Here is a 22,004-nt window from a genome sequence, read left to right on the forward strand (position 1 = left end):
CGACCGGGTGACGCATATCGGGTGAGCGGATCATGTGCCACGGCAAACTTAATCCGTGTTTAATCACGCGATAGTGCTTGCCCGGCTGGTCGACGACCCGGGGCTGATACGCGGCGAACCGCCTTCGCTTGCGGGTGCCTGCCGACCTTGCCACATTGGCAGATATGTCCGCCCCCGCGATCAAGGCCGTCCTCGGCCCCACCAATACCGGCAAGACGCACCTCGCGATCGAGCGCATGTGCGGCCATTCGAGCGGGGCGATCGGCTTCCCGCTGCGCCTGCTTGCGCGCGAGGTGTACGACCGGGTGGTCGCGATCAAAGGGGAGAAGGCAGTCGCGCTGATCACGGGCGAGGAACGAATCGAACCGCCCGATGCCCGCTACTTCCTGTGCACGGCAGAGGCGATGCCGCATGATGGCGGGGGGCGTGCCTTCGTCGCGCTCGACGAGGTCCAGCTGGCCGCCGACCGGGAGCGGGGGCATGTCTTCACCGATCGGCTGCTCAATGCACGCGGTCGTGAAGAGACCATGCTGCTGGGCTCATCCACCGCCGCGCCGGTGATCAAATCGCTGATCCCGCACGCCGAGCTTATAGAGCGGCCGCGCTTCTCCACGCTCACGCACGCAGGGTCGAAGAAGCTTTCGCGCCTGCCCAAGCGCAGCGCGGTGGTCGCGTTTTCGTCCGATCAGGTCTACGCGATCGCGGAAATGCTCCGCCGTCATCGCGGCGGAGCGGCAGTGGTGATGGGCGCGCTGAGTCCGGAGACGCGCAATCGCCAGGTCGAATTGTTCCAGAATGGCGAGGTCGACTACATCGTCGCGACCGATGCGATCGGGATGGGTCTCAATCTTGACGTAACCCATGTCGCCTTTGCCAGTCTTGCCAAGTTCGACGGGGTCAAGCGGCGGCGGCTGACACCCGCGGAGATGGCGCAGATCGCCGGGCGCGCCGGGCGCCACCATCGTGACGGCAGCTTCGGCACGTTGACGGGCACCGGCGGTCATGACGCCGAGTTCACCGAAGAAGAGATCTACGCGATCGAGGAACACCGCTTCCAGCCGCTGACCAAACTCTACTGGCGCGAGGCAGAACCGCGGTTCGATTCGCTCTCCGTGCTGATCGAAGACCTATGTGCGCGGCCCAACCAGCGCGAACTTGCGCCCGCCCCCGAAGCGATCGACTTGGCGGTTCTGCGCAAGCTTGCCGACCAGCCCTTCGCGCGCATGATTCGCGGGTCGGCCAATGTCCGGCGGTTCTGGGAGGTCTGCTCGCTGCCGGATTTCCGCGCCTCGGGCGTGGAGACTCATGCGCGCTTCGTCACCCGGCTCTGGCAGGATCTGCGCGAAGGCTATATCGGCGCGGACTTCGTCGCCGCCCGGATCGCCGAACTCGATACCGTGCGCGGCGATATTGCCGTGTTGCAGGGGCGGATAGCCGCGATCCGTTCTTGGGCCTATATCTGTCAGCGGCCCGACTGGGTGCTCGCGCGCGACGAAATGGCAGCGCGGGCCCGCGCGGTCGAAGCACGCCTGTCGGACGCATTGCACATGCGCCTGACCGAGCGATTCGTGAATCGAAGGACCTCCGTTTTAATGAAGCATCTTGGAAACGACCCTGCGCTGCTCCCCATTTCGCTGGAGGACGACGGCACATTGCTGGTCGAGGACCAGCCGATCGGCAAGCTGGAGGGGTTCCGCTTCGCGATCGATCCGCAGGCGGCGGTCGGCGACCGCAAGATGCTGCTGTCCGCAGGCGAAAAGGCGCTTCCCCGCATCCTCGCCACCCAGGCCGAGCGACTGCGCGAGAACAAGCTTGAAGGCGTGACGCTGGAAAATGGCCGGGTGATGTGGGCCGGGCAGGAGATCGCCCGGCTGGAACACCCGGTCGACCCGGCAGAGCCCCGGCTCAAGCCTGCGCGAGAGCTGGACCGCCTGCCCGACGGCGCGCGCGAGGCCTTTCTCGCGGCGATCGAGGCCAAGGTGACCGAATGGCTCGCCCCGCTCGAACCTTTACGCAAGCTCCAGCTCGCCTCGAAGAGCGAGGATGCGACCTCGTGGGCACGGGCATTGCTGCTCAACCTGCTCGATGGGTACGGCATCGCCACGCGAGAACAGGCGGGGATCGAGAACCTGCCCAAGGAAGCGCGTCCGTTCCTGCGCAGGGTCGGCGTAACCTTCGGCGCGCTCGACATATTTGCACCCGCGCTGCTCAAGCCCGCTCCGCGTCTCGCGATGAAGCAGGCAGGCATCGATCCGCGCCCGATCGACGAGGCGATGCGATCGGTCATCCCCGCAACCAAACCGCTTCCCGCAGGCTATCGCCCGGCTGGCGAACAGCTGGTCCGCGTCGATATTGCAGAAAAGCTGTTCAAGCAGGCGCACGAGGCCAGAGCCGGAAAGGGCGACGGCAAGAAGGGCCGTGGTGCGCCCTTCGTGCTCGACCTCTCGCTCGCGGTGTCGACCGGGCTGACTCCGGACAGCATCAAGCGGCTGCTGGGTGCGGCAGGGTTCCGCATGATCGATGGCAAACCGCTCGCGGAAGGCGCATTCGGCCCCGTCCTGCCCGACCGGTGGCGCTGGCTGCCCTCTCGCAAGGGCGGCGACGATGGCCGCCGGCAGCACCGCCCCGGCGGCAAACCGCACCAGCACAAGGGGCGCGGCAAGCCTGGAGGGAAGCAGGCGGGCAAGGGCCGTGGCCCCCGGCAGGGCGGGCAGAACGCACCAGGAAAGCCGCGCGAGCCCCGTCCGGAAAACGCCTTCGCGGCGCTGAAGGACATACTTTCCTGATGCGCGGGATCTGATGCGGCTCGACCTCGCGCTGTGCCGGTTGCGCTTCGTACGCGCGCGCAGCGCGGCACGGCGGTTGGTCGAGAGCGGGCATCTGAGAGTAAATGGCGTGCGCGTAGAGCGGGTTTCGCGCGAGATTACCGTCGGCGACGTGCTGACCATTCCGCGTACATCCAGGGTGCTGGTCATCCGGATCGAGGCCCTGCCCGAGCGTCGCGGACCACCAGCAGAAGCGCGTGAATGTTACAGCCTGCTTGACCGCGCGGGCACCGACCCACTAGCAGCAGCGCGAGATTCAAACGGCGCGCAAGGATAACGCCCCATGACCTATGTCGTCACCGACGCCTGCATCAAGTGCAAGTACACCGATTGCGTCGAAGTCTGCCCGGTGGACTGCTTCTACGAGGGCGAGAACATGCTGGTGATCAACCCCAGCGAATGCATCGATTGCGGTGTGTGCGAGCCCGAGTGCCCGGCCGAGGCGATTCTGCCCGATACCGAGGACAACCTCGAGAAGTGGCTGGAGCTCAACACCAAGTTCTCGAACGAATGGCCCAACATCACCCAGAAGAAGGATCCGCCCGAGGACGCCGACGAGCACAAGGGCGAAGAGGGCAAGTTCGAAAAGTTCTTCAACCCGGAACCCGGCGAAGGCGACTGACGCAGCCGGTCGCTTGCGACCGCGCGCATCTTACGCTCGTCAATCGGCTGCCTTCACGGCCGCCAGCACACGCTTAATTGCGTCCGGGGCCTCTCGCGCAAGGGTGCGGTTCTCAGCATCGGGATCAGTTTCTGCTGCGATTTGCGCCCACTCAACGGCGTCTTGCAGCAATCCAGGGTCGACGCTCGCCCGCTCCCCGTCGCTAACGTAGCCGCGCTGGAAGAGCGTTTGAAAAACCCGGAATGCCGCGTCCGCGCGGCCATGGGCATGGGCGCGCTCGAACCATGATTGCGCTTTGGCGAGATCACGGTCGACGCCATCGCCCTTTTGATAAATCTGCCCCAGCAGATAACTGGCGTTGGCCTGATCTTGCGCGCCCGCCTTTTCGAGCCAGTATCGCGCCGCAACCGGATCGCGCTTGGTATATTGGCCCATGAGCAGATAGCCGCCCAGATCGGTCTGCGCATGGGCGTTTCCTGCAGTGGCAGCCTGCCTGCACAGCGCCAGTCCGCGCTCGACGTCCGGCGCGCCCCCCTCGCCCTTGATCAGCATGTTTCCCAGCGCGCATTGCGACTGCGTGAAGCCGGCTGCAATCGCGCGCGCGTAATGGACCCGCGCCTTGGCATGATCCCGCGGGCGACCCACACCGTCGTAGTAACAGGTTGCGATATTGTGCTGCGCATCGGCTCGCTCTGCGGGGACCTGTTCGAAATAATCACACGCCCGTGCGGGGTCGCGACGAATACCCCGCGCGCCCGCGCCGAACAGTTCGCCCAATGCCTCCACCGCGGAGGCATCGCCTGCTTCCCCCAGCGCTTCCAGAGCCGCGATGGCGGTGTCGGGGTCTGCAGGGTCGATAGTATCAAGGATGCCAAGCGTTTCAGCGCTATACGCCTGCTCCCCCACCACGCTCGCCGATTCCTGCAGCGGCGTATTGACGGCGGCGGGCTGCAAGAGCGTCAGAGCGAGGGTAAACATGTCGTCAGCGTATGGCGGGCAGGCCTGTGTGTCGATCCGGTTGGTTCACGACGATTGGAACCGACAGCACCCCGCTGCGTCGTCTCGGGGTACACGGGGGAATCGAATGCTCGACCTGCTGAAGCGGACCTGGCGCGGCGCGTCGGAAGACAATGCCGGACTCGTTGCGGCCGGCGTGTCCTACTACGCCTTTCTCGCGATGGTGCCCCTGCTGGCGGTGTGTGTGCTGCTGTACGGCCTCGTCGCCACGCCCGATGCTGTCGCGCGCGATATCGACGCGCTCGGTCGCGGACTGCCACCCAGTGCCGCATCGCTCATCGGCGACCAGCTGCAATCGGTGACCGAAGCGAAGGATAATGCGAAGGGGTTGGGCCTTGCTGTGGCGCTTGCCATCGCGCTGTTCGGCGCGCGCAACGCTGCCCGTTCGATCATTGGCGGACTCAACGTGGTCTTCAATGTCGAGGAGGATCGCGGCTTTCTGAAGAGTAACGCGATTGCACTCGTCGTCACGCTGGGTGCAGTGTTCGCCCTGGCGCTGGCGGGCACGGCCATTTCGCTCGCTGCGGCGCTGCCCGGTGCGGCGGCACCGGTGGCAAGCTTCGCGCTGATGTTCATCGCCGGGATGCTCGGCGCAGGATTTCTTTATCGCTTCGCGCCCAACCGGCCCGATCCGCCGTGGAGCGCGGTCTTGCCCGGCGCTGCGCTGTTCGCTCTGGTGTGGGTTGGGGCGACTGCGCTGTTTGGCAGCTACGTCGCCAATTTCGCGAACTACAACGCCACCTATGGCTCGCTGGGCGCGGTGGTGATCCTGCTGACGTGGTTCTACCTCAGCGCCTTCGTGTTGCTGCTGGGTGGCGAATTCGTCCAGGCACGCGCAGAGAAGGTATGACTTGCCGCATTTGTTTCATCGACTCGCAATATTCGCAAGAAGCTGCTATATAGGCACTCCCGCCGCGATCCACGGTCGCGACGGCCTATGGAAGTTGAAAGGCAGGTTCCCCCAGCATCACGACGCGAATGGACCTTCGCCTCTTGCAGGCGGCCGGTCTTTTCTTGCGTCCGATGCACACCCTGTCTTCGGATGAAAGGAAATTTCATGGCAGCCAAGGCACTGGCCTTCGATGTCGGCGATTACGTCGTATACCCCAAGCACGGCGTCGGCCGTGTGGTCGAACTGCAGAGCGAAGAGATCGCCGGAATGCAGCTCGAGCTTTACGTGCTGCGCTTCGAAAAAGAGCGGATGACCCTGCGCGTTCCGGTCAACAAGGTCGAATCGATCGGCATGCGCAAGCTTTCCAGCGACAAGACGCTGAAGGAAGCGATGGAAACGCTGAAGGGCAAGCCCAAGGTCAAGCGGACCATGTGGAGCCGCCGTGCGCAGGAATACGAAGCGAAGATCAACTCGGGCGACCTCGTGTCGATCGCCGAGGTGACCCGCGACCTGTTCCGCCCCGACGATCAGCCCGAACAGAGCTATTCCGAACGGCAGATCTTCGAAGCCGCCTCCAGCCGCCTCGCCCGCGAACTGGCCGCGATGGAGAAGACCGACGAGCCTGCAGCGCTCGAAAAGATCCTCTCGGTGCTGCGCGAACACGCGCCGCAATATTACGAGAATACCGAAGAAGCCTGATCGACCGGCTGCCAACGCAGTCCGACAGAGGGCCGTCCCGAAAGGGGCGGCCCTCTTGCTTTGTGCCCATCGCATTCTGTATTAGATCGCTAACACAGTCATCGACAGGGAGATCGTCATGAAGTTCTGGCCAGGCCTCGCCGTTGCCGCAGCAGCCACCATGCTCTCGGCATGCAACACCGATTTCAACATCAGCTCGAGCAGCGACGGCGTGCCGCTTGCCGAGCTCGACTACGAAGGCGCAACCCCCACCGGCATTTCATTGGCCGGCCCCGACCGGGTGATCGTCACCTCGGGCGACACGCTGACCATTGACGTCGAAGGCGATTCGAGCGTGACCGAGGGTCTGCGCTTCGATCTCGACGACGATTCTCTGGGAATCGGGCGCGAGGGCAACTGGCGTCAAAGCGGGGTCGCAACCATTCGCGTGACCATGCCCACGCCGACGCGCATGTCCATGGCAGGATCGGGCACGATGACCGTCGATCGGCTCGGCAAGGGCGGTGAGGCGGAGATCTCGATCGCCGGATCGGGCGAATCAAAGGTCGGCCGGATCGATGCGGACGCGCTGGAGGTGAATGTCGCGGGTTCGGGCTCGCTCAAGGCAGCGGGTGCGGCCAAGACGCTCGATCTCTCGATTGCCGGGTCGGGTGATCTGGATATGCGTGACGTCAAGGTGGACAGCGCCGAGGTTGCGATCGCCGGATCGGGCGATGCCGCCTTCGCCTCGGATGGCGACGTCGAGGCGAGCATCATGGGCTCGGGCACGGTCGAGGTGCTGGGCAATGCCAGCTGCTCGGTCAGTTCGATGGGCTCGGGCGAGCTCAAGTGCCGCAAGCGTACCGCGGCAAGCGGTGCGGCAGCCGAGGACGCCGAATAGGCGTTTGTGCCGGGGCGGCGCAGGGCATAAGCTGGCGGTATGAAACCGATCATTCCGCTCGCCCTGCTTGCCGCCCTCACCCTGCAGGGGTGTCTCGCCAAGACCGCCTGGGATGTCGCCACGCTGCCGGTAAAGGCGGGCAGCAAGGCGGTCGACCTCGCCACCACCAGCCAAAGCGAGGCGGACGAGAAGCGCGGGCGCGAGCTGCGCAAGCGCGAGGAACGGCTCGGCAAGCTTGAGCGGCGCTATCGCGACCTGCGCAAGGATTGCGAAGACGGCGACCGCCGCGCGTGCGAGGAAGCGCGCGAAACCTACGAGGAAATCCAGCGGCTCCTGCCGACGGTACCCTACGAACCGGAGCGCTGATCGCCCTCGCGAGGCGCAGCAGCACGTCGCAGCCGGTCGTTGATTGCGCGGCCCACGTCGTCTTCGGGAATCGCCGCGATCGCGATTCGCGGCTTGTCCGAAGAGGCTCCCAGATGGAGGCACGCGTAAAGGCGTGACGCGGCTTCGTTGACGTCACCGGCTGCCGACAGCGTGACGTCACCTTCGACTGCGCCGAAACCTATCAGAAATTCCCCTGCTTCGGCCTTCCGGGCGTTCAGGCGCAACGGCTTTCCCGGCGCATAATGCCGCCGCATCTGGCCCGGTGCTTCGATCCCACGGCCATCAGAAGCCTCACTACCGAGAATATCTTCGAGCACTTCGCGTCCGATCGGCCCCTCACGCAACAGCGACCAGTTTCCGTCCTGACGCAACGCGACGATAGTGGACTCCAGCCCGCGCTCGCTCGCGCCTGCGTCGAGAACCGCGTCGATCCGGCCATTGAGCGTCGCGAGAACATGCTCTGCGGTGGTCGGGCTGACGGTTTCGCTCGCATTGGCCGAGGGTGCGGCCACCGGAATGGCAAGCTCGTCCAGCACTGCCCGCATCACCGGGTGCGCCGGGCATCGCACTGCGAGCGTGGGCAGGCCTGCGTGGATCGATGACGCCACGGCAGCATTCTCGTGCCGGGGCAGCACCAGCGTCAGCGGTCCGGGCCAGAAGCGGTCGGCGAGCGCAAGGGCACGCGGCTCCATTGTGACCAGTGCCTCAGCCTGCTGCACATCGCTCACATGGACGATCAGCGGATTGAAACTCGGCCGGCCCTTGGCTGCGAAGATCTGCGCGACCGCCTCTTCGCTATCCGCACGCGCCGCGAGGCCGTAGACCGTCTCGGTCGGCACCGCGACCAGACCGCCGTCGCGCAGAATCTGCGCGGTACGGGCGATTCCGGTCGCGTCCGGCGCTAGCCGTTCCGTAACGTATTTGCGGTCCATCGCCGCGCGCTATATCCGGGGCGCAGGAATTCCAAGAGGATGTGAGCCAAGTGACCCCCTATAAGCCCGCCACGCAAGACCAGCTGCTCGCCATTCGTGCCAATGCCGGCATCGCCGAACTGGCCGAGCATGAACACTTCGCCGCCGCCGAGCCCGACCTTGTCGAGGCGATCGTCGAAGGCGTGGGCCAGTTCGCCGCTGGCGAGTGGGCACCGCTCAATCGAAAGGGCGATCTGGAAGGTGCCCAGCTGGAAAACGGTGTCGTCCGACTGCCCGATGGGTTCGAGGAGGCCTATCAGGCCTATGTCGAGCAGGGCTGGAATGCGATTGCGGGCAGCACCGAGTATGGCGGGCAGGGCCTGCCCTTCACCCTCGCCTGCAACGTTCTCGAAAACCTCGGCGCGGCGAACTTCGCCTTCAACCTGCTGCCGATGCTGTCGGTCGGCGCGATTGAGGCGCTGGCGGCGCACGGAACGCAGGAACAGCAGGCTCGCTACCTCCCCGATCTGATCAGCGGCAAGTGGTCGGGCACCATGAACCTGACCGAATCGCAGGCTGGCAGCGACGTCGGCGCTCTGCGGACCACCGCTCAGCCGATCGAAGACGGCGAGCATGCGGGCAAGTACCGCATCAAGGGCCAGAAGATCTACATCACCTGGGGCGAGCACGAGCTGGCCGAGAACATCATCCACCTGGTTCTCGCCCGCCTCCCCGGCGCACCTGAGGGCAGCCGCGGCATATCGCTGTTTCTGGTGCCCAAGTACCACCTGAAGGACGATGGCACGCCCGGCGCGCATAACGACCTGCGCTGCGTCAGTCTGGAGCACAAGCTGGGCATCAACGCATCGCCCACTTGCGTCATGTCCTACGGAGATAACGACGAGTGCATCGGGGAGCTGGTTGGGGCCGAGAATCGCGGCCTCGCTGCGATGTTCACGATGATGAACAATGCGCGGATCAATGTCGGCTCGCAGGGTGTGCAGATTGCCGAGCGTGCGACGCAGCAGGCCCTCGCCTATGCGCTGGAGCGGGTCCAGTCGGCCCGTGCCGGGGCCGAGGACCGCACGCCGGTTGCAATCATGGACCATCCAGATGTGCGCCGCATGCTGCTGCGCATGCGCAGTCTGACCGAGGCGATGCGCGGGCTGCTGTACTATACCGCGGGGCAGGTCGACCGTGGCGATATCGGCGATGCTGCCGCGAAGGCGCGCGCCGAGGTGCTGGTGCCGATGCTGAAAGCCTGGGCGACCGATACCGGGATCGAGGTCGCCTCGCTCGGCATCCAGGTCCACGGCGGGATGGGCTTCGTCGAGGAAACCGGCGCCGCGCAGCATTTCCGCGATGCGCGGATTGCGCCGATCTATGAAGGCACCAACGGCATCCAGGCGGCCGACCTTGTCACCCGCAAGCTGGGGCTCGAGAATGGCGAAGTTCTGCAGGCCCTGTTCGCCGATATCGCCCGCGATGCGGGCGACGAAGCCCAGCTACAGGCTCTGGCCGGCGAATGTGCGGCAATCGGCAAGTGGATGCGCGAAGACGCCTCGCTCGACGATCGGCTCGCAGGCAGCGTGCCCTTCACCACCATGTGCGGGGTCGCCGTGGCGGGTTGGTGCCTGACGAAGCAGCACGCAGCGCTGACCGAGAGCGACGATGCACAGCGTACCCACGCCAAACGAGTGACGATGCGCTTCTTCCTCGATCACATCGTGCCCGAAGCGATCGGCCTCAAGGCGTCGGCAACGGCCGGAGCATCACTGCTGTATGAACTCGACGGCAGCGTGCTTGTCGCCTGAGCCCGATGGGGATCAGTTCCCCATCGGATTGAATTCGCGGGCGAACTCATCGGTGAAGGCTTCGCGCGGATCACCTTTGAGCTCGACCTGCGGGTCGAGCGACTTGCCCTGGTTGCGCTTGATCGCAGGCGCCGGATCGGCCTTCGGGTCGATGACGTGCCAGATGATCCCGGCGGTATCATCGCTCACCAGCAGTCCGCCATCGGGCGCCCACTCAACCCAGGTCGGACGCCCGCGCGTCTCGCCGTCACCGTTGAGGAAGCTCCCCAGCACGGGGACTGGCTTGCCCAGCGGATTGCCCCGCTCGTCGAAGCGGACGAACACGACGTCGTAACCAGAGGGCGGCTTGCGGTTCCAGGAACCGTGGCGTGCTATGAATGCACCGCGTCCGTAACGCTCACCCATCCGGTTGCCCTCACTGCTGAATACAAGGCCGAGCGCGGCGACATGCGGGCCGAGCGCAAATTCCGGATAGCGCGCATATTCGGAGAGGAAGTTGGGCATCGGCGCATCGACCCGGCGATCGAACTCGTTCTTGTAATAGACCCAGGGCCAGCCGTAATTCGCACCGATCGGCACGTTGGTGAGGTAATCGGGCACCAGATCGCCGCCGAGCATGTCGCGCTCGTTCACGGTCGTCCACAGCTCGCCCGACATCGGGTTCCAGGCGAGCCCGTTGGGGTTGCGCAGGCCGGTGGCATAGATCCGCTTGGAATCGTCGGTCAGGTCGTATTCCCAGATCGCTGCGCGGCCTTCCTCGGCCTCCATCCCGTTCTCGCCAATATTGCTCGACGATCCGACCGCGACGTAGATTCGCTCCCCATCGGGCGAGAGGATGATGTTGCGCATCCAGTGATTGCCGCCGCCCGGCAGGTCCATCAGCTTGCGCGGACTTCCGATCACCTTGTCCGAACCCAGCTCGTAATCGAATTCGAGCAGGGCGTTGTGGTTGGCGATGTAGAGCTTGCCGTCGCGGTAGGCGATGCCGGAAGGCGAATCGAGGTCGGCTTCGCGCAGGGTTTTCTGCACGTCTGCGCGCCCATCGTCGTTGCTATCGCGCAGCAGGACGAGCTTGTTGGGCGACGGCACGCCTGCGCCCGCCTGACCCATCAGATATTTCATCACCAGGCCCTGAATCCCGCCGACATCACGCGGCGGACTGTTGGTGAGGGTGACCAGAACATCGCCGTTGGGCAGACGATAGAGGACGCGGGGATGATCCAGCCCTTCGGCGAAGCGCGCCACTTCCAGCCCCTTGGCCGCAGGCGGCACCTCGCCCTTCGCCCAGCCGACCGGCTCGGCGACCCTGATCGTCGGGAACCACTCGTTGTCGGGCTCAACCAGCGTGGGATCGGTTCCGCTAACCTCGTCCACGGTGAGTTCGGCCTTCGATCCGCGCAATAGCAGCGCGATGGCGATGGCAGCCACAACCAGAATGACGAGCAGGGCGATACCGATATTGCGAAGAAGGGTCATGCACCCGAAATAGGGCGCGGGCACGCAGGCGGCAATCGCCAATGATCGCGGCCCTGATTCTGGAGCCTTCATGTTCGATTTTGCCCTGCCCGCCGATACCACTGATGAAGAGCGCTATCGCGAGCTCGCCAATGCCGGGGATTCCCTCACCGATGGCGAGAGCGACACGGTGGCCAATATGGCCAATATGGCGGCGCTGATCTGGAGCTTCGTGCCTGATCTCAACTGGGCGGGCTTCTATCGGGTGGTCGATGGTGAATTGGTATTAGGCCCGTTCATCGGACGTCCGGCGTGCATCCGTATCCCTTTCGGTCAGGGGGTTTGCGGCACTGCAGCTGCGACAGGCAAAACCCAGCTGGTGGAGGACGTGCATGCCTTCCCTGGGCATATCGCGTGCGATTCGGCGAGTGCGTCCGAACTGGTTGTTCCGGTGCTCCGCGATGGGCAGGTTATCGCGGTTATCGATCTCGACAGCCCCAGCAGGGCTCGGTTCGGTGAGGCCGATGCACGCGGTATCGAGGCACTCGCCAAGCGTATCGCTACCAGGGTCTGAGGCGCAGTCGCTGCCCCAGCCCGGGACAGGTCGGTTCGTTCGACAATCTTCAACGGAGCAAAAGCGCTAACCCGAAATTAAGTATACCGGGAGCGCGTGCTAGAGGCGTGCCTCCCGTCAACAAGGGGTTGGTCTGCCATGCGTGTGTTTCTCATTTCCGGTGCCGCTGCACTCGTCGGGCTCGCCGCGCCCGCGTCGGCCCAGTACTACGCGCCGCGCCCCGCATATGCGCCTGCACCTGCGCGCACGAGCCCGCCGCTACCGCCGAGCTATGATCGGGGCGACTGGGTCCGCGAATGTCGCGCCTATCTTCGCGACCGCCGTCGCCGGGGCGAGACTGGCGGAGTCGTCGGCGGACTGATTGGTGGAGCCGGCGGCGCCCTGCTGGGCAATGACTTGGTCGACGATGGTTCGCGTCTTGCGGGATCGCTGATCGGCGGCGGGATCGGTGGCTTGGCCGGAGTCGCGATCGGAACCGCAATCGGTCTCGCAGGTCGCGACGACGAACGCCGTGATTGTCGCGCCTGGCTGGATCACTACGAGCGCGCAGCGGCAGAGCGCGCGGCGGACGGATATGGCTACGACTATGGTTACGATCGGGGGCGCGACGGTTACAGGTATGACGACGGTTACAGGTATGACGATGGTGACGCCTATGCTGCGCCCGGCTACGGTGGTGGATATGGTGGCGGGGGCTACGCCTACGCGAGTGGCGGCGGGTACTCGGGCGGCTATGCTGGAGGATATGCCGGCGGAGGCTATGCGGCGGGCGTAGTCGTGGTTGTCGAACACCAGCGTGGCGAACGCTATGTGCCTGTTATTCGAGAGGAAATCATCGAAGAGACGTACGAGACGACCGAGTACGAAACGGTTCGCGAACGCGTGACCGACTACGTCCCCGTGCCCGTCGAGCACCCCCAGTCGCGGGGCGACAAGCGCATTCGCTACACCAAGCAGCGCTGAGACGTGTGGCGCATTTCAGCGCCGCGCGCCTCGGCTAGATCTTCCCGCCGGTGAGGCGCTGGCACAGCAGGTCCAGCTGATCGAGCGTCTTATACCTGATCGTGATCGCTCCTGAGCTCGGATCGGCATCGGGCTTGATCTTGAGCGACATGCCGAGGAATTCTTCCAGGTGCCGTTCGACCGCGGCGATATCCTCGCTCTCGTGGCTGCCAGACTTGCTGGGCTTGGTTGACGACGCGCGGCCCGAAGCGGCGCCCTTGCTGCGGACGCGCTTTTCCACGTCCCGCACCGACAGATTACGGGTTACCGCCTCTTCGGCCAGCAGCTCGGCGGCATCGTGGCCGATCAGAGCGCGGGCGTGTCCCATGCTCAGCTGGCCGCGTTCGACGTAGGCGATGACCTTCTCCGGCAGCGCCAGCAGCCGTTGGTGGTTGGCGACGTGACTGCGCGACTTGTCGACCAGTTCGGCAATTTCCGCCTGACTCATGCCCTCTTCGTCGGCGAGATGCTGGTAGGCCCGCGCTTCCTCGATAGGGTTGAGATCTTCGCGCTGGATATTCTCGATCAGCGCAATCGCCATGACCTCGCGCTGGTCGAGATCGCGGATAATCGCCGGAATTTCATGCAGTTTGGCGCGTTGCGCCGCGCGCCAGCGCCGCTCGCCGGCGACCAGCTGGTAGCGGCCCTTGCGTTCCAGCGGACGGACGATGACCGGCTGGATGACCCCGCGTTGCGCGATCGAGCGGGCAAGATCGTCGAGCGCTTCGTCGTCGAAAATCTGGCGCGGCTGGCCAGGCAGCGGCTCGATCCGGGCGACGGGAATCGAGGCGAGACCAGTACGCGGGGTACCCGTCCCGCCTTCGCCCTGCCCCGCAGCGCTCGCCAGCGCAGTGCCGCCTTCGCTCGGCGCAACGCTTTCTTCGCGGTGGGTCTCGCCCAGCAGCGCACCAAGCCCACGGCCCAGCTTGCGCTTCGCGCGATCAGGTGTGACGTCGGCGGCAGTGGTGACTTCGGGCTTGCTGCTCATGCGGCTTTCCTTTCCAAGGGCATCCGGCCGAGCAGTTCACGGGCAAGCGCCATGTAAGCGCGGCTGCCCGCGCAGGAGTGGTCGTAGATCAATGCCGGCAACCCGTGGCTGGGGGCTTCCGACAGGCGGACATTGCGCGGGATCACGGTGTCGAAGACCAGCCCGCCGAGACATTCGCGAACATCCTCCGCCACCGCGTCGGTCAGCCGGTTGCGGCGATCGAACATGGTCAGTGTCACGCCGATAATATTGAGCGAGGGATTGATCCCCTGCTGCACGCGTTCGACGGTCTGGAGCAGCTGGCTTAGTCCTTCGAGCGCGAAGAATTCGCATTGCAGCGGGACCATCAGCGAATCGGCTGCGCTGAGCGCGTTGAGCGTCAGCAGGCCGAGCGATGGCGGGCAGTCGATGAAGCAGACATCATAATGATGATCGGCATTCGCCAGTGCCTTCTTGAGCCGCTCGACCCGGTCGCCCTCCGCTACCAGTTCGACCTCTGCGCCGCTCAGATCCTGGGTTGCGGGGATGATATCGAGGTTGGGGATGCGCGTTTTCAACGTGCACTGCGCAACGGTCGCTTCCTCCATCAGGAGGTCGTAGGTCGAATCCTCGCGGTCCCGGCTGGGAATCCCAAGCCCGGTGGAGGCATTTCCCTGCGGATCGAGGTCGATCAGCAGCGTTCGCCAGCCCGTCGCCGCGATAGCGGTTGCGATGTTGATCGCGGTGGTGGTCTTGCCTACGCCGCCCTTCTGGTTGGCAATTGCGATGCGGATCATGGTGTGCTCCCGCCTTTGGGCCGGCCCCTGCCGACCAGGATCGCAGCGTCGCGACTGGTGAGCGATTGTTCCACGTGAAACATTGCGCGCTGCTGAGAATCAAGCTCATCCCTTTCCTGCGCCGCCGACCTGCCTTTGGGCAAGACCCAATGCGTGGCGTCGGTGGAAAAGCGTGCGGACAAGCTGATGAGATCCTTCAGCGACGCGCAGGCCCGCGCGCTGATGACATCCGCGGCGAAGGTCTCCACCTTCTCGACTCGGCTGCCAGCGACACGGCAGTTCCCCAGCTTGGCCAGCATCACCATCCGCTCGAGCCACGTGACGCGTTTCGCCCTTGGTTCACAAAGTACATGCGGCAGGTCCGGTCTCATGATCGCGGTTACGATGCCCGGGAAGCCGGCCCCGGTGCCAATATCGAGCCATGTGCCCGATGTTTCACGTGGAACATGGTCGAGCAACTGGGCGCTATCCGCAAGGTGGCGTTGCCAGACGCTGTCCATCGTCGAGCGTGAGATCAGGTTCTGGTGCTCAGCCTCGATTCGAAGCTCAGCGACGAATTGCTCCAGCTTGGCGAACGCAGTGTCGGAGCAACGCTCGGCCACGAAGGTCTTCGCCTCTTCCTCGGTCTCGATCATCATGCGGCGCGGCTCTCGTGATATTTGCGGGCATAGACCAGCAGCGCCGCCATTGCCGCAGGTGTAATGCCCGCAACGCGGCCTGCCTGCGCAAGGCTGTCCGGCCGTGCACGCGAAAGGCGCTCGACCATCTCGTTCGACAGGCCGGGAACCTCCGTGAATGGAAAATCGGGTGCGAGCGCGACCTGCTCATTGGCACGCAATTCGCGCAATTCGGCGTCCTGCCGCGCGATATAGGGCGCGTAGTGCAGATCCTCGCCAATCTCTTCCAGCAACGCCGAATCCGTTTCACGTGGAACAAGCCCTGCATACTGCAGTGCGGAAAGATCGATGCCAGGGAAGCGCGTCCAATCCCGCAAGGGCTGCCGCCCCGCGTCATCCGTGGCTCCAAAGCCAAGCGCGCGCATCTCTGCGGGGCCATAGTCCGCAGCCAGCGCGCTTTCCACATCTGCGCGCGCAGCCGCCCGCACCTCGAACCATGCGCGGCGTTCCTCGTGAACACAACCCGCTTCGATGGCCAGCGGGGTGAGCCGGGTGCTCGCGTTGTTGGCGCGCAACCGCAGGCGATACTCCGCCCGCGCGGTGAGCATGCGATAGGGCTCGGTCACCCCATGCAGCGTGAGGTCGTCGACCATCACCGCAATGTAGCTGTTCGCGCGATCGAGCGCCGGCGGATTGCGCTCCAGAACGACGGATGCAGCGTGCAAACCGGCGACCAGTCCTTGTGCAGCCGCTTCCTCATAGCCGGTGGTGCCGTTGATCTGCCCCGCGCAATAGAGCCCAGGCAAACTGCGCAGCTGCAACCAGCGGTCGAGTGAGCGTGGGTCGACGTGGTCGTATTCGACCGCATAGCCCGGTTCGACCACCCGGACCTGTTCCAACCCGTCGATCGCGCGCAGAAAGTCCTCCTGCACATCGGTCGGCAGAGAGGTGCTGATGCCGTTGGGATAGACCAGCGGCGTATCCAGCCCCTCGGGCTCGAGAAAGATCTGGTGCCCATCGCGATCGCCGAAGCGGTCGATCTTGTCCTCGATCGACGGGCAATAACGCGGACCCTGCGCGCCGATCGCACCTGAATAAAGCGGGGAGCGCGAGAGGTTCGCGCGGATGATCTCATGCGCGCGCGCATTGGTCCGGGTGATTGCGCAGAATATCTGCGGATTGGCCCGTCCATGTGAAAGCGGCGACATCGTCCACAACTCGTCGTCGGACGGCTGCTCATCAAGCTGCGACCAGTCGATGGTTCGCCCGTCGAGCCGCGGCGGCGTCCCCGTCTTCAATCGCGCCATCGGCAGAGCCGCCTCGCGCAGCTGAGCAGCAAGCCGTGCGGCCGAACCCTCGCCCACGCGCCCGCCGACGAACGTCTCCTCTCCGCGGAACAGAATACCACCCAGAAAAGTGCCGGTGCACAGGATCGCGGCCTCGCATCCGATTCGCGTTCCGTCCGCCAGTTCGACTCCGGCGACGCGCCCACCTTCGAGCACCAGCGCCGCCGCCTCGCCCGCGATCACGTCGAGCGTCTCTTCCGCCGCGACCTGAGCACGCACCGCTGCCCCAAACAGCTTGCGGTCCGCCTGTACGCGCGGCCCCCACACAGCGCTCCCCTTCGACCGGTTGAGCATGCGGTAGTGTATCGCGCCGACATCGGCTGCGCGACCGAGCACACCGTCGAAGGCATCGACCTCGCGGACCAAATGGCCCTTGCCCAGCCCGCCGATCGCCGGGTTGCAGCTCATCGCGCCGATCTTGCTGGCGTTCATCGTGACCAGGCCCACGCGCACGCCCATGCGCGCGCCGACGCACGCCGCTTCCACGCCGGCGTGACCACCGCCGATGACGATAATCGGATAATGCTGCATGCGCGCTCCTATAGGCGCGGTGTGTCGCAATCGCCAGAGGGAGCAATGTTCCACGTGGAACATCATTTGCCGATGCAGAAGCGTCCAAACAGCGCGTCGAGCATATCTTCGGTCGCCACCGTGCCCAACATCGCATCCATCGCGTGGCGCGCCTGCCGCAGCGCTTCGCCCGCGATCAGCAAGTCGTCCTCGCCTGCAGCACGGCGAATCGACTCACGCGCGTCCGCCAGCCGCTCCTTCTGCCGCCGCGAGACCGCCACTTGACCTGGCTTGGGCAAGCGCTCGCGACCCAAAGTGACCAAATGCGCGATCAGATCGGCCAGCCCATCGCGCGTGGTCGAGGACACGTGAAACGCACCCTGCCCCTTTCGCGCAGCGCCCGGAAGATCGCTCATGCTGGCAACCTCCAGCGCCTCTGCAGGTCCCTCACCCTCCGGTCCCAACCACAGGATGATGTCCGCCCGGCCCAGCTCACCCTCGGCGCGCATGATGCCGAGCTGCTCGATTTCGTCCGCGCCCTCACCCCGCAGGCCTGCCGTATCGACCAGCAAAAACGGCACACCGCCCAGCGCGATCGGGCGCTCGATCACATCACGCGTCGTACCGGCGATCGGCGATACGATCGCTGCCGCTTCATCGAGAATGGCGTTGAACAGACTCGACTTGCCCGCATTGGGCGGTCCGGCGAGCACGATCCGCAAGCCATCGCGCAAGCGGTCCGCCGAGGGGGTGGCGAGCCATTGATCCATCTGGGCGCCGATCTCTTCCAGCGCACCGCGCCACGGCGCGGGCGGAAGATCCCCCTGGTCGTCGTCCGAGAAATCGAGCTCCTGCTCGACCGCTGCGGACGCCGCGAGTACCTCCTCGCGCCACTCAGCCAACCGCGACGAGGCTGCGCCGCCCGCCGAACTGGCCAGCACGGCACGCTGCAACTCGGTCTCGGCGGAGAGCATATCGCCCAGCGCCTCCGCCTCCAGCAGGTCCATCCGTCCATTGAGGAAGGCGCGGCGCGTAAACTCCCCCGCCTCTGCACGGCGCAAGCCACAGCCTCTCTCAAGCGCTGTTTCGATCGCACGGATGACCGCACGTCCGCCATGGCAGTGGATTTCAGCGCAGTCCTCACCGGTGGCGGTATTCGGGCCGGGAAACCACAGCACCAGCGCCTCGTCGAGCCAGCCCCGATCGGGGTCGGCAATCTGCCGCAGGCTCGCGCGGCGCGGCGTTGGCAACGGGCCCGCAAGCCGGGTCAGCGCCTCTGCGGCCCGGGGTCCGGACACGCGGATCATGGCGACACCGCAAGGCGGTGCGCCCGAGGACAGCGCAAAAATCGTCTCGCGCGTGTCAGTCGCCAGTTTTCGTCTCGCCGCCCTTGCGGCCCATGTTGGCCGCGCTGGTTTCCATGAAGGCCTGGAACATCTTCAGCCCCGCTTGCCCCATCGGAGCCATTGATCGGGCAAGCTCCTGCAACTGGTCGGGGTTGGAGACGCCGCGCATCGCCTTCTCCATGCCTTCCGAATAGGCGGCCTGCGCGCGGGAAAGATCGGGCAGGCCCATGAAGGCGCGTGCTTCCTCGGGCGTGCAGTCGATTTCCACGTGGACCTTCATCGGGGGTTCTCCGTTACCTCTCGTGCAGGCTATGTGGGCTGCGCAAAGCCAGCGCGCAAGCGCACGGATCGACCAAGGACTGGAGCATTTCGATGAGCGAGACGACACGGATCACTACCCTCGACGGCGACAAGGACTTCATGGCCTATGTCGCGCAGCCCGAAGGCGAGCCGCGCGCGGCAATCGTAGTCATTCAGGAAATCTTCGGCGTCAACGCAGGCATCCGCCGCAAGTGCGACCTGCTCGCCGAAGCCGGCTATCTCGCGGTCGCGCCCGACCTTTTCTGGCAGCTCGGCGAAGGGATCGAACTCGATCCCGATATCGAGCCCGAATTTCAGAAGGCGCTCGATCTGATGGGTAAGTTCGACCAGGACGAAGGCGTGCGCGACATCGAAGCGACGATCAAATGGGCGCGGCAGAAGTCGGGCAAGAAGGTCGGCGCGGTCGGCTACTGCCTCGGCGGGCGGCTTGCGTACATGACTGCTGCGCGGACTGATGCCGACGCGAGCGTGGGTTATTATGCGGTGGGCGTGGACGGGCTGCTGCGTGAGAAGCACGCCATCTCCAACCCGCTGATGCTCCACATCCCGACCGAGGATGGCTTCGTCGACAAGGAGACTCAGAAGGCCATGCACGAAGGGCTGGACGACCACCCCAAGGTGACGCTGCACGATTACGAAGGCATGGACCACGGCTTCGCCACCCAGTTCGGCAAGCGCCGCAATGAGGAGAACGCGCAGCTCGCCGACAAGCGCACGATGGCCTTCTTCGCGGAGAACCTGGGGTGACCCCTACCGAACAAGGGCTTGCCGAATGGCACACGCTCGCCACCGCGCCGGACCCTGAACGCCTGGCGGGGTTGGTGGCGCAAGATGCGGTGTTTCACTCCCCGGTGGTCCATACTCCGCAGGAAGGGCGTGCGCTGGTCGTCTCCTATCTCAGCGCCGCCGCGGCGACGCTGGGCCAGGGCGAGTTTCGCTATGTGCGCGAACTGGTCGACGGCCAGAACGTGATGCTGGAATTCACCTGCGTGCTCGACGGCATCCAGGTGAATGGGGTCGACATCATCCGCTTTGACGAGGCGGGACAGATCGCCGATTTCAAAGTGATGATCCGCCCGATCAAGGCGGTGAACAAGGTCTGGGAAATGATGGCCGCGCAGCTGGAGAAAGCGTCCGCTTCATAGCCTCTCGATGACGAAACCCGCGCGCGCGGCGGGATCGGCGAATGGCAAGGTGATCGGGCTGTACCCGTAATCGCGCCATGCGCCGAGCACCGCCGCATCGCTTTCGACCGCCTCCTCCCAACTCTGGATGCGCTCTTCGTCTTGGCGGTAGATCTCGCGCCAAGGCGGCGCGTGGAAGACCGGGCCCTCGTATCGGTAGTCGCGGCATGCCGCGTCGATCGCGGGCGGCACCGGCAGCCCTTCGAGCCGCAGGAAACCGACGATATCGGCAAAGCCGCGGTCAAACAGGATCGGGGCGTCGCCCTCCCCCGCGCGATCCCACGAGGCACGCTGCGCCTCCAGCATGGCGAGCGCGAAGTCGGTCGCCCGCTCCGCGCGCATCTCCATACCACCGGGTGCCTGGAGGATCGCCCGTGCGACCTCCTCCCCCGTCGCAAAACCGCGCCGCGCCACCTCGGCCAGCAGGGTCGATTTGCCCGACCCCGGTGCCCCGGTAACGACGGCCCGGCGCATGATCCTACTGGTTCATGGTGTCGAAGAAGTCTTCGTTGGTCTTCGAATCCTTCATCTTGTCGAGCAGGAATTCCATCGAATCGATGGTGCCCATCTGCATGAGGATGCGACGCAGCACCCACATCTTGGAGAGCTTGTCCTTCTCGACCAGCAGCTCTTCCTTGCGCGTGCCGGACTTGCCGACGTCGAGCGCGGGGAAGATGCGCTTGTCCGCGACCTTGCGGTCGAGCACGATTTCGCTGTTACCCGTGCCCTTGAACTCTTCGAAGATGACTTCGTCCATCCGGCTGCCGGTGTCGATCAGCGCGGTGGCGATGATCGAGAGCGAGCCGCCTTCCTCGATGTTACGCGCCGCACCGAAGAAGCGCTTGGGGCGCTGCAGCGCGTTGGCGTCGACACCGCCGGTCAGCACCTTGCCCGAGCTGGGCACCACGGTGTTGTAGGCACGGCCCAGACGCGTGATCGAGTCCAGCAGGATCACCACGTCCTTCTTGTGTTCGACCAGGCGCTTGGCCTTCTCGATCACCATTTCGGCGACCTGCACGTGGCGCTGCGCAGGCTCGTCGAAGGTCGAGGAAATCACCTCGCCCTTCACCGAACGCTGCATGTCGGTCACTTCCTCAGGCCGTTCGTCGACCAGCAGGACCAGCAGGAACACCTCAGGGTGATTGTCGGTGATCGCCTTGGCGATGTTCTGAAGCAGCACGGTCTTACCCGTACGCGGCGGCGCGACGATCAACGCGCGCTGGCCCTTGCCCTGCGGGCTGATGATGTCGATCACCCGCGCGCTCTTGTCCTTGACCGTGGGGTCGAGCGTGTCGAGGTTGAGCTTCTGTTCGGGATAGAGCGGCGTCAGGTTGTCGAAATTGGTGCGCATCCGCACCGCTTCGGGATCGTCGTAGTTGACGCTGGTCAGCTTGGTCAGCGCGAAATAGCGCTCACCCTCGCGCGGGGCGCGGATCTCGCCTTCCACCGTATCGCCGGTGCGCAGGCCCCATTTGCGGATCTGGTTGGGCGACACGTAGATGTCGTCCGGCCCGGCGAGATAGTTCGCCTCGGGCGAACGGAGGAAGCCGAAGCCGTCCTGCATCACCTCGATCGTGCCGATGCCCATGATCTGCTCGTCGTAATCCTCGTCTTCAGCGAGTTCGCGCAGGATGCAGAACATCAGGTCCTGGCGGCGCATCGTGCCCGCCGCCTCGACGCCCAGTTCCTCCGCCATGCTGACGAGATCGGCCGGGGCCTTCTTCTTTAAGTCTTTGAGATGCATAGATTTTTAGTCCGAAAGAATGCGGCCGGCCATCACCGAAAGGGCTTGGAGAAAGCATGGATGGTGTTCGGCAGGATGCCGACAGGGACCCGGC

Annotated in this window: 23 protein-coding genes; 12 read left to right on the forward strand and 11 right to left on the reverse strand. The window is 64.9% G+C overall.

The window, feature by feature from the left end:
- Positions 1–164: 164 nt before the first annotated feature.
- From KYN89_RS06440 to fdxA, 3 genes are read left to right on the forward strand one after another with little or no spacing between them, the layout of a single operon-like run.
- Positions 165–2,786: a helicase-related protein gene (locus KYN89_RS06440; protein ID WP_222824337.1), complete on the forward strand. Its 2,622-nt coding sequence runs from the start codon at positions 165–167 to the stop codon at positions 2,784–2,786.
- A 13-nt stretch (positions 2,787–2,799) separates the two neighbouring features.
- Complete coding sequence (locus KYN89_RS06445) at positions 2,800–3,102, forward strand: S4 domain-containing protein (RefSeq protein ID WP_222824338.1); 303 nt, start codon at positions 2,800–2,802, stop codon at positions 3,100–3,102.
- 6 nt (positions 3,103–3,108) lie between these two features.
- Positions 3,109–3,447, forward strand: a complete 339-nt coding sequence (fdxA, locus tag KYN89_RS06450) for a ferredoxin FdxA (RefSeq protein ID WP_010239507.1) — start codon at positions 3,109–3,111, stop codon at positions 3,445–3,447.
- Positions 3,448–3,486: 39 nt separating this feature from the next.
- Here the strand turns inward: fdxA and KYN89_RS06455 are convergent, their stop codons facing one another.
- Positions 3,487–4,425, reverse strand: a complete 939-nt coding sequence (locus KYN89_RS06455; RefSeq protein ID WP_222824339.1) for a tetratricopeptide repeat protein — start codon at positions 4,423–4,425, stop codon at positions 3,487–3,489.
- Between the two features lie 106 nt (positions 4,426–4,531).
- On the opposite strand from KYN89_RS06455, the gene KYN89_RS06460 reads away from it, so the two are divergent.
- The 4 genes from KYN89_RS06460 (at position 4,532) to KYN89_RS06475 (ending at position 7,301) form a co-directional block, all read left to right on the forward strand.
- Positions 4,532–5,314: a YihY/virulence factor BrkB family protein gene (locus KYN89_RS06460; protein WP_222824340.1), complete on the forward strand. Its 783-nt coding sequence runs from the start codon at positions 4,532–4,534 to the stop codon at positions 5,312–5,314.
- Positions 5,315–5,521: 207 nt separating this feature from the next.
- Positions 5,522–6,055, forward strand: a complete 534-nt coding sequence (locus tag KYN89_RS06465; RefSeq protein ID WP_197634988.1) for a CarD family transcriptional regulator — start codon at positions 5,522–5,524, stop codon at positions 6,053–6,055.
- 118 nt (positions 6,056–6,173) lie between these two features.
- Positions 6,174–6,935 carry a head GIN domain-containing protein gene (locus tag KYN89_RS06470; RefSeq protein ID WP_248285053.1) on the forward strand — a complete coding sequence of 254 codons (762 nt, stop codon included), beginning with the start codon at positions 6,174–6,176 and terminating at the stop codon, positions 6,933–6,935.
- A gap of 39 nt (positions 6,936–6,974) precedes the next feature.
- Positions 6,975–7,301, forward strand: coding sequence for a hypothetical protein (locus KYN89_RS06475; RefSeq protein ID WP_222824341.1), 327 nt, complete (start codon positions 6,975–6,977; stop codon positions 7,299–7,301).
- Here the strand turns inward: KYN89_RS06475 and KYN89_RS06480 are convergent.
- Positions 7,283–8,254 (reverse strand): L-threonylcarbamoyladenylate synthase, encoded by a 972-nt coding sequence (locus KYN89_RS06480; RefSeq protein ID WP_222824342.1) that lies wholly within the window; start codon positions 8,252–8,254, stop codon positions 7,283–7,285. The two genes, KYN89_RS06475 and KYN89_RS06480, sit on opposite strands and share 19 nt — an antisense overlap.
- A 50-nt stretch (positions 8,255–8,304) precedes the next feature.
- Here KYN89_RS06480 and KYN89_RS06485 point away from each other — a divergent pair, with 50 nt between their 5' ends.
- Complete coding sequence (locus KYN89_RS06485) at positions 8,305–10,047, forward strand: acyl-CoA dehydrogenase family protein (protein WP_222824343.1); 1,743 nt, start codon at positions 8,305–8,307, stop codon at positions 10,045–10,047.
- A 12-nt stretch (positions 10,048–10,059) separates the two neighbouring features.
- Here KYN89_RS06485 and KYN89_RS06490 read toward each other — a convergent pair whose 3' ends face one another.
- Positions 10,060–11,523, reverse strand: coding sequence for a PQQ-dependent sugar dehydrogenase (locus KYN89_RS06490; protein ID WP_222824344.1), 1,464 nt, complete (start codon positions 11,521–11,523; stop codon positions 10,060–10,062).
- Positions 11,524–11,593: 70 nt separating this feature from the next.
- Between KYN89_RS06490 and KYN89_RS06495 the strand changes: the two genes are divergently transcribed.
- A complete protein-coding gene (locus tag KYN89_RS06495) occupies positions 11,594–12,076 on the forward strand; it encodes a GAF domain-containing protein (protein WP_222824345.1) in 483 nt (160 codons plus the stop codon).
- 138 nt (positions 12,077–12,214) lie between these two features.
- Positions 12,215–13,039: a hypothetical protein gene (locus KYN89_RS06500; protein ID WP_222824346.1), complete on the forward strand. Its 825-nt coding sequence runs from the start codon at positions 12,215–12,217 to the stop codon at positions 13,037–13,039.
- 34 nt (positions 13,040–13,073) lie between these two features.
- On the opposite strand, the gene KYN89_RS06505 is transcribed toward KYN89_RS06500, so the two are convergent.
- The 6 genes from KYN89_RS06505 to KYN89_RS06530 form a co-directional block, all read right to left on the reverse strand.
- The gene (locus KYN89_RS06505) at positions 13,074–14,066 is read right to left on the reverse strand and encodes a ParB/RepB/Spo0J family partition protein (protein ID WP_222824347.1); all 993 of its coding nucleotides are present in this window, start codon (positions 14,064–14,066) and stop codon (positions 13,074–13,076) included.
- Positions 14,063–14,842, reverse strand: a complete 780-nt coding sequence (locus KYN89_RS06510; RefSeq protein ID WP_010239525.1) for a ParA family protein — start codon at positions 14,840–14,842, stop codon at positions 14,063–14,065. Before KYN89_RS06510 ends, KYN89_RS06505 begins: the two co-directional genes overlap by 4 nt.
- The gene (rsmG, locus tag KYN89_RS06515; RefSeq protein ID WP_429699539.1) at positions 14,839–15,480 is read right to left on the reverse strand and encodes a 16S rRNA (guanine(527)-N(7))-methyltransferase RsmG; all 642 of its coding nucleotides are present in this window, start codon (positions 15,478–15,480) and stop codon (positions 14,839–14,841) included. Before rsmG ends, KYN89_RS06510 begins: the two co-directional genes overlap by 4 nt.
- A complete protein-coding gene (gene mnmG / locus KYN89_RS06520; protein ID WP_222824348.1) occupies positions 15,477–17,336 on the reverse strand; it encodes a tRNA uridine-5-carboxymethylaminomethyl(34) synthesis enzyme MnmG in 1,860 nt (619 codons plus the stop codon). Before mnmG ends, rsmG begins: the two co-directional genes overlap by 4 nt.
- A 62-nt stretch (positions 17,337–17,398) precedes the next feature.
- A complete protein-coding gene (mnmE, locus tag KYN89_RS06525; RefSeq protein ID WP_222824885.1) occupies positions 17,399–18,688 on the reverse strand; it encodes a tRNA uridine-5-carboxymethylaminomethyl(34) synthesis GTPase MnmE in 1,290 nt (429 codons plus the stop codon).
- Complete coding sequence (locus KYN89_RS06530; protein WP_010239534.1) at positions 18,678–18,941, reverse strand: DUF6489 family protein; 264 nt, start codon at positions 18,939–18,941, stop codon at positions 18,678–18,680. Before KYN89_RS06530 ends, mnmE begins: the two co-directional genes overlap by 11 nt.
- A gap of 92 nt (positions 18,942–19,033) precedes the next feature.
- On the opposite strand from KYN89_RS06530, the gene KYN89_RS06535 reads away from it, so the two are divergent.
- Both KYN89_RS06535 and KYN89_RS06540 read left to right on the forward strand, forming a co-directional pair.
- The gene (locus KYN89_RS06535; RefSeq protein ID WP_222824349.1) at positions 19,034–19,729 is read left to right on the forward strand and encodes a dienelactone hydrolase family protein; all 696 of its coding nucleotides are present in this window, start codon (positions 19,034–19,036) and stop codon (positions 19,727–19,729) included.
- Complete coding sequence (locus tag KYN89_RS06540) at positions 19,726–20,127, forward strand: nuclear transport factor 2 family protein (RefSeq protein ID WP_222824350.1); 402 nt, start codon at positions 19,726–19,728, stop codon at positions 20,125–20,127. The genes KYN89_RS06535 and KYN89_RS06540 overlap by 4 nt, the downstream gene beginning before the upstream one ends.
- On the opposite strand, the gene KYN89_RS06545 is transcribed toward KYN89_RS06540, so the two are convergent.
- Positions 20,122–20,640: an AAA family ATPase gene (locus KYN89_RS06545; protein WP_222824351.1), complete on the reverse strand. Its 519-nt coding sequence runs from the start codon at positions 20,638–20,640 to the stop codon at positions 20,122–20,124. The two genes, KYN89_RS06540 and KYN89_RS06545, sit on opposite strands and share 6 nt — an antisense overlap.
- 4 nt (positions 20,641–20,644) lie before the next feature.
- Positions 20,645–21,910, reverse strand: a complete 1,266-nt coding sequence (gene rho, locus KYN89_RS06550; protein ID WP_054523168.1) for a transcription termination factor Rho — start codon at positions 21,908–21,910, stop codon at positions 20,645–20,647.
- Positions 21,911–22,004 lie beyond the last annotated feature (94 nt).

It is taken from the genome of Alteriqipengyuania abyssalis (genome assembly GCF_019857185.1).
Lineage (GTDB): Bacteria > Pseudomonadota > Alphaproteobacteria > Sphingomonadales > Sphingomonadaceae > Alteriqipengyuania > Alteriqipengyuania abyssalis.

What these genes read in the sequence shown, in the direction of transcription:
- KYN89_RS06530 (WP_010239534.1), bottom strand. Translation starts at nt 18,941, where the DNA reads ATGAAGGTCCACGTGGAAATCGACTGCACGCCCGAGGAAGCACGCGCC.
- KYN89_RS06495 (WP_222824345.1), top strand. Translation starts at nt 11,594, where the DNA reads ATGTTCGATTTTGCCCTGCCCGCCGATACCACTGATGAAGAGCGCTAT.
- KYN89_RS06510 (WP_010239525.1), bottom strand. Translation starts at nt 14,842, where the DNA reads ATGATCCGCATCGCAATTGCCAACCAGAAGGGCGGCGTAGGCAAGACC.
- rho (WP_054523168.1), bottom strand. Translation starts at nt 21,910, where the DNA reads ATGCATCTCAAAGACTTAAAGAAGAAGGCCCCGGCCGATCTCGTCAGC.
- KYN89_RS06535 (WP_222824349.1), top strand. Translation starts at nt 19,034, where the DNA reads ATGAGCGAGACGACACGGATCACTACCCTCGACGGCGACAAGGACTTC.
- KYN89_RS06445 (WP_222824338.1), top strand. Translation starts at nt 2,800, where the DNA reads ATGCGGCTCGACCTCGCGCTGTGCCGGTTGCGCTTCGTACGCGCGCGC.
- KYN89_RS06470 (WP_248285053.1), top strand. Translation starts at nt 6,174, where the DNA reads ATGAAGTTCTGGCCAGGCCTCGCCGTTGCCGCAGCAGCCACCATGCTC.
- KYN89_RS06455 (WP_222824339.1), bottom strand. Translation starts at nt 4,425, where the DNA reads ATGTTTACCCTCGCTCTGACGCTCTTGCAGCCCGCCGCCGTCAATACG.
- KYN89_RS06460 (WP_222824340.1), top strand. Translation starts at nt 4,532, where the DNA reads ATGCTCGACCTGCTGAAGCGGACCTGGCGCGGCGCGTCGGAAGACAAT.
- KYN89_RS06465 (WP_197634988.1), top strand. Translation starts at nt 5,522, where the DNA reads ATGGCAGCCAAGGCACTGGCCTTCGATGTCGGCGATTACGTCGTATAC.
- rsmG (WP_429699539.1), bottom strand. Translation starts at nt 15,480, where the DNA reads ATGATGATCGAGACCGAGGAAGAGGCGAAGACCTTCGTGGCCGAGCGT.
- KYN89_RS06505 (WP_222824347.1), bottom strand. Translation starts at nt 14,066, where the DNA reads ATGAGCAGCAAGCCCGAAGTCACCACTGCCGCCGACGTCACACCTGAT.
- fdxA (WP_010239507.1), top strand. Translation starts at nt 3,109, where the DNA reads ATGACCTATGTCGTCACCGACGCCTGCATCAAGTGCAAGTACACCGAT.
- KYN89_RS06440 (WP_222824337.1), top strand. Translation starts at nt 165, where the DNA reads ATGTCCGCCCCCGCGATCAAGGCCGTCCTCGGCCCCACCAATACCGGC.
- mnmG (WP_222824348.1), bottom strand. Translation starts at nt 17,336, where the DNA reads ATGCAGCATTATCCGATTATCGTCATCGGCGGTGGTCACGCCGGCGTG.
- KYN89_RS06545 (WP_222824351.1), bottom strand. Translation starts at nt 20,640, where the DNA reads ATGCGCCGGGCCGTCGTTACCGGGGCACCGGGGTCGGGCAAATCGACC.
- KYN89_RS06480 (WP_222824342.1), bottom strand. Translation starts at nt 8,254, where the DNA reads ATGGACCGCAAATACGTTACGGAACGGCTAGCGCCGGACGCGACCGGA.
- KYN89_RS06475 (WP_222824341.1), top strand. Translation starts at nt 6,975, where the DNA reads ATGAAACCGATCATTCCGCTCGCCCTGCTTGCCGCCCTCACCCTGCAG.
- KYN89_RS06500 (WP_222824346.1), top strand. Translation starts at nt 12,215, where the DNA reads ATGCGTGTGTTTCTCATTTCCGGTGCCGCTGCACTCGTCGGGCTCGCC.
- KYN89_RS06490 (WP_222824344.1), bottom strand. Translation starts at nt 11,523, where the DNA reads ATGACCCTTCTTCGCAATATCGGTATCGCCCTGCTCGTCATTCTGGTT.